The 6,403-nt window shown below is 62.1% G+C and carries 6 protein-coding genes and 1 pseudogene; 5 read left to right on the top strand and 2 right to left on the bottom strand.

Annotated features, from left to right (window positions below):
* The first annotated feature begins 468 nt into the window (after window positions 1-468).
* Window positions 469-2,214 carry an adenylate/guanylate cyclase domain-containing protein gene (locus tag E5W70_RS05640; RefSeq protein ID WP_292655021.1) on the top strand — a complete coding sequence of 582 codons (1,746 nt, stop codon included), beginning with the start codon at window positions 469-471 and terminating at the stop codon, window positions 2,212-2,214.
* 454 nt (window positions 2,215-2,668) lie between these two features.
* Here the strand turns inward: E5W70_RS05640 and E5W70_RS05635 are convergent, their stop codons facing one another.
* Both E5W70_RS05635 and E5W70_RS05630 read right to left on the bottom strand, forming a co-directional pair.
* The gene (locus E5W70_RS05635; protein WP_292655018.1) at window positions 2,669-2,818 is read right to left on the bottom strand and encodes a hypothetical protein; all 150 of its coding nucleotides are present in this window, start codon (window positions 2,816-2,818) and stop codon (window positions 2,669-2,671) included.
* A 26-nt stretch (window positions 2,819-2,844) separates the two neighbouring features.
* Entirely contained in the window at window positions 2,845-3,000 is a 156-nt protein-coding gene (locus E5W70_RS05630; protein ID WP_292655015.1) for a hypothetical protein, read from the bottom strand.
* A 175-nt stretch (window positions 3,001-3,175) separates the two neighbouring features.
* Here E5W70_RS05630 and E5W70_RS05625 point away from each other — a divergent pair, with 175 nt between their 5' ends.
* From E5W70_RS05625 to E5W70_RS05610, 4 genes and pseudogenes are all read left to right on the top strand, one after another.
* Window positions 3,176-3,898 (top strand): SDR family oxidoreductase, encoded by a 723-nt coding sequence (locus tag E5W70_RS05625; protein WP_292655012.1) that lies wholly within the window; start codon window positions 3,176-3,178, stop codon window positions 3,896-3,898.
* Window positions 3,895-5,022 (top strand): S-adenosylmethionine:tRNA ribosyltransferase-isomerase, encoded by a 1,128-nt coding sequence (locus tag E5W70_RS05620; RefSeq protein ID WP_292655010.1) that lies wholly within the window; start codon window positions 3,895-3,897, stop codon window positions 5,020-5,022. The genes E5W70_RS05625 and E5W70_RS05620 overlap by 4 nt, the downstream gene beginning before the upstream one ends.
* A 691-nt stretch (window positions 5,023-5,713) precedes the next feature.
* The gene (locus tag E5W70_RS05615) at window positions 5,714-6,076 is read left to right on the top strand and encodes a hypothetical protein (RefSeq protein WP_292655007.1); all 363 of its coding nucleotides are present in this window, start codon (window positions 5,714-5,716) and stop codon (window positions 6,074-6,076) included.
* A pseudogene (locus E5W70_RS05610) lies at window positions 6,073-6,332 on the top strand (AbrB/MazE/SpoVT family DNA-binding domain-containing protein). The gene E5W70_RS05615 and the pseudogene E5W70_RS05610 overlap by 4 nt, the downstream one beginning before the upstream one ends.
* The last annotated feature ends 71 nt before the right edge of the window (window positions 6,333-6,403 follow it).

Below are 6,403 nucleotides of genomic sequence, written 5' to 3'. Positions count from 1 at the left end.
CGCGCCATAATGTCGAATTACCTCTTGCATCGCGGGAGCCATCCACAGAAGACATCGCAGCTGACCATGCTGAAGGTCGCGCTCGCACCACCTGCCGACCTCAGCACCTCTAAGCGCAAACGTATGCACCGATGCGCGCCCGTAGGGCATCTCGCTGTTACATCGCCGTGACAAAAGCACCGCCACAGTGGCGTCAACCGGTTACACAGGGCAGGAAATATCTCCGGCCTTCTGGGAGTGACGTGTCAGCGTCTCCAGAGGCTGCGTGGGCGCGGCGACTGGAACGCTCCACGCCTCGCAAGTGGGATAGCGAAATCTCGTGAAGGCAAGATCAAGCTGCGTTCTCCGTTCTGTTTCGGCAACGGCCGGCGACTGGGAAAGATAGATACGATGCACGTGGGGCGTCAGGAAGTTGGCAGGATACAGACGCGGGGCGGCCCCCGTGCAAGCGCTTGGCTGAGCGGTGCAATGACCACGCAGCGCCACCTCGCAGCGATCATGGCTTGCGACGTGGTCGGCTATTCGCGCCTGACGGAGCGCGACGAGCGCGGCACCCTCGAGCGGCTGAAGATCTACCGCAAGGACCTTCTCGAACCGCTGGTCTCCGTGCACCAGGGTCGGATCGTCAAGCTCACCGGCGACGGCATGCTGTGCGAGTTCGCGAGCGTCGTTAACGCGGTGACCTCGGCGATGGCGATCCAGCGGGCCCTGGCAGAACACGAGGCGGAGATGCCCGAGGAAGAGCGGATTCGCTTCCGCATCGGCGTCAATCTCGGCGACGTGGTCTGCGAGGAGGACGGCGACCTCTACGGCGACGGGGTCAACATCGCCGCCCGCCTCGAAAGCATCGCCGATCCCGGAACCGTGGTCGTCTCGGGCACCGCCTACGACCATCTTCAGGGCAAGCTCGATTGCGGCTTCACGCCGCTCGGCAACCTGCGCCTCAAGAACATCGAGCGGCCCGTGCGCGCCTACCGCGTCGAGACCGACGCCAGCGCCTCGGTGGCTGCACCGCCTCCCTTGCCCGAGAAACCCTCGATCGCGGTTCTGCCTTTCACCAATATGAGCGGCGACCCCGACCAGGAATACTTCGCCGACGGGCTGGTGGAGGACATCATCACGGGATTGAGCCGGGTGAACTCGTTCTTCGTGATCGCCCGCAACTCGTCCTTCACCTACAAGGGCCGGGCGGTGGACCTGCGCCAGGTCGGGCGCGAGCTGGGAGTCCGCTACGTGCTAGAAGGCAGCATCCGCAGAGCAGGATCGCGGGTGCGCATCAGTGGGCAGTTGGTGGACGCGATCAGCGGACACCATGTCTGGACCAACCGCTTCGAGGGCGACGTGAGCGACATCTTCGACCTGCAAGACAAGGTGACCGAGAGCGTCGTCGGCGCAGTCGAACCGAGCATCCGGCTGCAGGAGATCAAGCAGGCGCGCATGAAGCCGACCGAGTACATCAGCGCCTACGACCTCTACCTTCGCGCGCTGCCGCGGTTCTACAGCATGACGCGCGAAGGCTTTGCCGACGTGCGCCGGCTCACCAACGAGGCGCTCAGCATCGACCCTGGCTTCACCTTGGCGAAGGCACTCGGCGCCTATATCCGTAGCCTATCCGTGAGCCAGTGCTGGCACCAGCCTGACGATATCCGAGTCGCCGCGCGCATGGCGCGAGAGGTACTGGCAGAAGCGCGCGACGACCCCACGAGCCTACGCTTCGCCGCGCAGGTGATTGCCTACAGCGCGAAGGACTACGAGATGGCGCTGCGCACGATCGAGCGATCCCTGCTGCTCAACCCCAATTCGGCGCAGGGCCATACGGGCAGCGGCTGGGTGAACGCACATTCCAGCCGCCCGCTAGTCGCCATCGAGCACTTTCACAGGGCAATGCGGCTGAGCCCGGTCGACCCCGAAAAGGGCATCGCGCTCTCCGGCATCGGGATGAGCTACCTGATGCTCGAGCGCTACGAGGAAGCGTTGGCATGGGGAGAACGCGCGCTGCACGAGATGCCGAACTACGGCTCCTCGCACCGGGTGGTGATCATGGCGCTGGTCAAACTCAACCGGCTGGACGAAGCGCAGGCGGCGGCGCGGCGGCTTATGAAGGCGTTCCCGACCTACACGCTCACCCTGCAGAGACAGATCAACCCGTGGCTGGACGAGGTGTTCGCCGAGCGTTACGTCGAGGCGCTGGGCATCTCCGGCGTGCCGGAGTGATCGTCGCGGTTGCAAAGATGCCCGGCGAGGCGACGTTCCCTTGACCCGCGTCGCTTCTGGAAGGCCAGTTCTCTGGCGGCTTGCCGTGAACAGCCGGCGAGCTCTCTGTTGAATTCGCATCGAACTTTCGGTTTCGATCCGCTTCTTATACGGCAACAGGCAACCTCCGGGCGGTTCAGATCCTGCTTGGGCACACCGAGATCGAGAATACGGTTCGCCATCCGGATGTCGAAGTCGGGGACGCGCTCACACTCGCCGAGGGAACCGAGATCTGATCACGATGGCCTCTCGAATTCGCCGAGAGGCCATCGTGTTCTGAAAAGCCACCGCTCAGTTACGGGGCTGGATTTCAGCAGTGCGCCGCATCACAGCCGTTCGGCAGGGAAGATGGTCATCCCGAAAGCCGCCGGTCCACTGTCGCCCATCAAAAGCGGAACCATGCGGCGTTGAGGCGCTAGGCGAATTTGCGCCTCGTCTCGGCCGTTGCGACGAGCTCTGCCACTTCCTGAAAGCGCACGCTAACGGCGATCACAAGCCAGATCCGGCCGAGCACCCAGAAGGAAAGCGCCGACCGGAGCAGCAGCCAGAGATGCGGTGTTGGCATTTTCAGGCCCCCTGAATTCGGCCCGGCTAAGTTTGATGGAAAAGTTCGAACAGGCGCCAGGCATTGATCGGCAGCAGCATCAGTTCCAACAGGCTCAGGGATAAGCTGCCGATGGGGGCGCCATAGGCAAAGCACAAACAGCTCAGCACCGCCGTGATGTGCAGCCACAGCATGGCTTTCATTGAGTAGATGAGAACGGTGAAGAACCTCCGAGGAAGTCGATCGTCTCGGGCCGACAAGGCGAAGGTGCGCCGCGATACATGAGTCTGGTCGGCATCGATCCACGGAATGAATGCTTGACCTCAAGTTAACTTAAGCTTGTACGATTCGGCTATACGGATTGAAGGAGCATCGGCAATGCTGACCAACATTGATCTTCAGGGACTTCGTGTAGCAGTCACGGGCGGCACGTCCGGTCTAGGACTGGCGCTTGTCCGGCAACTTGCCAGAGAGGGTGCGTTCGTCGCCTTCGTTGCACGCACTGCCGCGAGCGTCGAACGCGTCGCTGACGAGACGGGCGCACATGGCATTGTCGGCGACGTCGGCAAAAAGGCCGACATCTACCCGATCGCGTTGCAGGTCACCGCGAGCCTAGGCGGGCTCGACGTTCTGATCAACAATGCGTCGAGCCTCGGGCCCCTCCCACTGGCGCTCCTCGCCGATACCGAGTGCGAGGAGCTGGAAAAAGCGCTCGCGGTCAACCTCGTCGGCGCGTTCCGGCTGACGAAAGCACTGTTCGGTGCACTTGCCGCGTCCGCGCGCGAGGGCCGTGGCGCGCTGGTGATCAACATCTCCAGCGACGCGGCGGTGAACGCCTATCCCGGCTGGGGTGCGTATGGCGCGAGCAAGGCCGCTCTTGCTCACCTGACGGCGATTTGGGACGAGGAGGCGAAGGCCGACGGCATACGGCTCCTCGCGCTCGACCCCGGCGATATGGACACCCCGCTGCACGCTCTCGCGGTGCCTGATGCCGATCCGACGACCTTGAAGCGCCCCGAACTGGCTGCTGCCGAGATCATCGAAAAGATCCTCGACGCGTTGCCGGCCGGCGCAACACTTCGCGCCGGGGCACATGCATGATTGCCGCCTCCGGCCCCGATCGGCGCCCCGCCAGGCTGTTGGTCGTCGAGGCGGACGGCACGATGCGCGACCTGCCGCGCAGTGAACTCGCGACACTGTTGGATGCCGGCGATCTGGTAATCGCCAACGACGCCGCGACCTTGCCTGCCAGCTTGCGCGGCACGCATATCCCCAACGACAAAGCGATCGAGATCCGCCTGGCAGGCTGGCTGTCACTTCCCGATCCAACCCGCTTCGTAGCGATTGCCTTCGGCGCAGGCGATCACCGCATGCGCACAGAAGACCGGCTCCCTCCGCCTCGGTTGTCACCAGGCGATCACCTTCGGCTCGGTCCGCTTGAAGCCATCGTAGAGCGCCTTCTCGATCACCCCCGCCTTATCGAGTTGCGCTTCCCAGGCAGCCGCGCAGCGGTGCTTGCAGGACTGGCGCAGCACGGCAGGCCGATCCAATATGCGCATGTTCACGAACCGTTGGCACTTTGGAATGTTTGGACGAAGATTGCCGCCGGGCCGGTCGCGTTCGAAGCGCCATCGGCAGGCTTCGCACTCGACTGGCGCACGCTCCAGGCCTGGCGTCGGCGCGACGTGGGCTTCGCAACACTCACTCATGCCGCGGGCGTGTCTTCCACCGGCGACCCCGCGCTCGACTTGCGCCTCCCTTTCGACGAGCCGTACCGCATCCCCGGGCGCACCGCGGCGCAGGTCGCGCGGGCGAAGCTCCGCGGCAGCCGCATCATCGCAATCGGCACGAGCGTGGTGCGCGCGCTTGAGGCAGCTGCCTACCCCGACGGCAATGTGCCTGCCGGAAATGGCATTGCGACAGGGCGCATCGCGCTGGGCACGCCACTTCGCCTGGTCGATGCAATTCTGACAGGCGTCCACCAGCCCGGCGAAAGCCATTTCGAGTTGCTGCGAGCCTTTGCCGGCGATGCTCTGCTCGCCAAGGCTTCCGCAGCCTTCGCCGAGCACCGATATCGCACGCATGAATTCGGCGATTCCATGCTGCTCAATCGCCAACGGTTGGATCGATCGCGCGAACAGAAACGACCGAAGTGCGCAAAAGGAAGCCTCAACTCTACGCGATCCGATGATCTTGGTTTCCAGGCTTCGAAAACGGCGTTTTGATTAACTAATTCATCTAAAACAACTATTTTGACACTAGTAACTTCGACTATAGGGGTCCGGAGTTCGAATTTCGTCGCCGGGAGTCACGCGCGAGCTGCGGCTGAGACGCGGGTAAGCTCGCGCCCTGTGCCGTCCGGCGGTGATCGCCACCACGTCACCAATGCCTATTCGCCGCGCTAGGAGCTGAGTCGGGAGCGACGATGGCGGTATTCAAGTTGGCGCTAATGCAATATTGCCTACGCTCCAACCTTGGGCGATAGTGTGCGCCGGAGGCAGGAGGCCATAGATGCCAGGTGGATCGTCTCTTCCACTGTAGCGTTGCGTGGTTGGGAAACAATTCGGCGAGCCTTTTCACAGAAATTTGCAAATGGCGCTCTGCCAAAAACAGGGCTCAGGACGATCTGGACCGACGAAGACAGGGATCTCGCTCGCGCAATACAGGAACTCAGCAATAATCCTGATGTTTGGGCAGGATGCCTTCCATGCGCCATGACGACTAGGGAAACTGGAGGGCGACGCCTGAAGTCTTGGTAAGGGCAGCTAGCAGCGTAGTGGTGGCGTCGACGATCGCCTGAACGCCCGGGCTCCAGACAGTGTCGAGGAAACAGCGGATGAGGCAACTCGAATTTTTCTATTTCCTTGGGAGTGGTTATGCATATCTCTCCGTCATGCAACCGTGGACCTGCTAATCGTGGCTGACTTGCCCTGTTTGTCCGCTATGAGCGAACTCGCCAAGGTGATGGTCGTTTCTGGCCGGCGGCGGAAGTCTGAAGAACATCGCAAAGCAGATGGAGGCCAACGGTCCAGACCGGCCGCAACGTCGAAAAGCTATCTCGAAATATCGAAGCGACCTGATTCACTCGACGTCGGGAGTCAACGAATTTTGCCGAACGACGGGGGCGAGGGCGAATCCACAGTGCTTGGCGGCTTTCTAAAAGGCATCGAATGCGATTCTGTCGCCGCATGGACGCCAAGCTTGGCCCCGACCATCTGCATCGATAATAATGCAGATTTGCATTATCTAATCGCGATGAACGGGAAGTGTTTGATATGACAACGTTGACAGTGACGATAAGGGGACAGGTGACGTTCCGCAAAGACGTGCTGCAACATCTGGTATCAAGCCGGGCGAGAAGATCGAGCTTGATCTGCTGCCCGACGGTCGGGCGGAATTAAAGGCGGCTCGGGCGAAGGGGCCGTTCCGGGACCTCCACGGCTTCCTCAGAGGCAAGACGAAACGCCGGGTGCTCAGCATCGAGGAGATCAACGAGGCGATAGCGGAAGCGGGCGCCGCAGCCGGACCCGGCTAGGGATGAGGGTTACGGCCGACACGAATGTGCTGCTGCGCGCCTAAAAACCGAATCCGGGATTAGGAGCAGAT

The sequence above is a fragment of the Mesorhizobium sp. genome, assembly GCF_005063415.1.
Taxonomy (GTDB): domain Bacteria; phylum Pseudomonadota; class Alphaproteobacteria; order Rhizobiales; family Rhizobiaceae; genus Mesorhizobium.
The sequence above is the reverse complement of the archived record's forward strand: the minus strand, read 5'-3'. Positions and strand labels throughout refer to the sequence as shown.

Bases quoted from the DNA above. Each gene is read 5' to 3' on its own strand.
- E5W70_RS05630 (WP_292655015.1), bottom strand. From the start codon at position 3,000: ATGAAAGCCATGCTGTGGCTGCACATCACGGCGGTGCTGAGCTGTTTG.
- E5W70_RS05625 (WP_292655012.1), top strand. From the start codon at position 3,176: ATGCTGACCAACATTGATCTTCAGGGACTTCGTGTAGCAGTCACGGGC.
- E5W70_RS05635 (WP_292655018.1), bottom strand. From the start codon at position 2,818: ATGCCAACACCGCATCTCTGGCTGCTGCTCCGGTCGGCGCTTTCCTTC.
- E5W70_RS05620 (WP_292655010.1), top strand. From the start codon at position 3,895: ATGATTGCCGCCTCCGGCCCCGATCGGCGCCCCGCCAGGCTGTTGGTC.
- E5W70_RS05640 (WP_292655021.1), top strand. From the start codon at position 469: ATGACCACGCAGCGCCACCTCGCAGCGATCATGGCTTGCGACGTGGTC.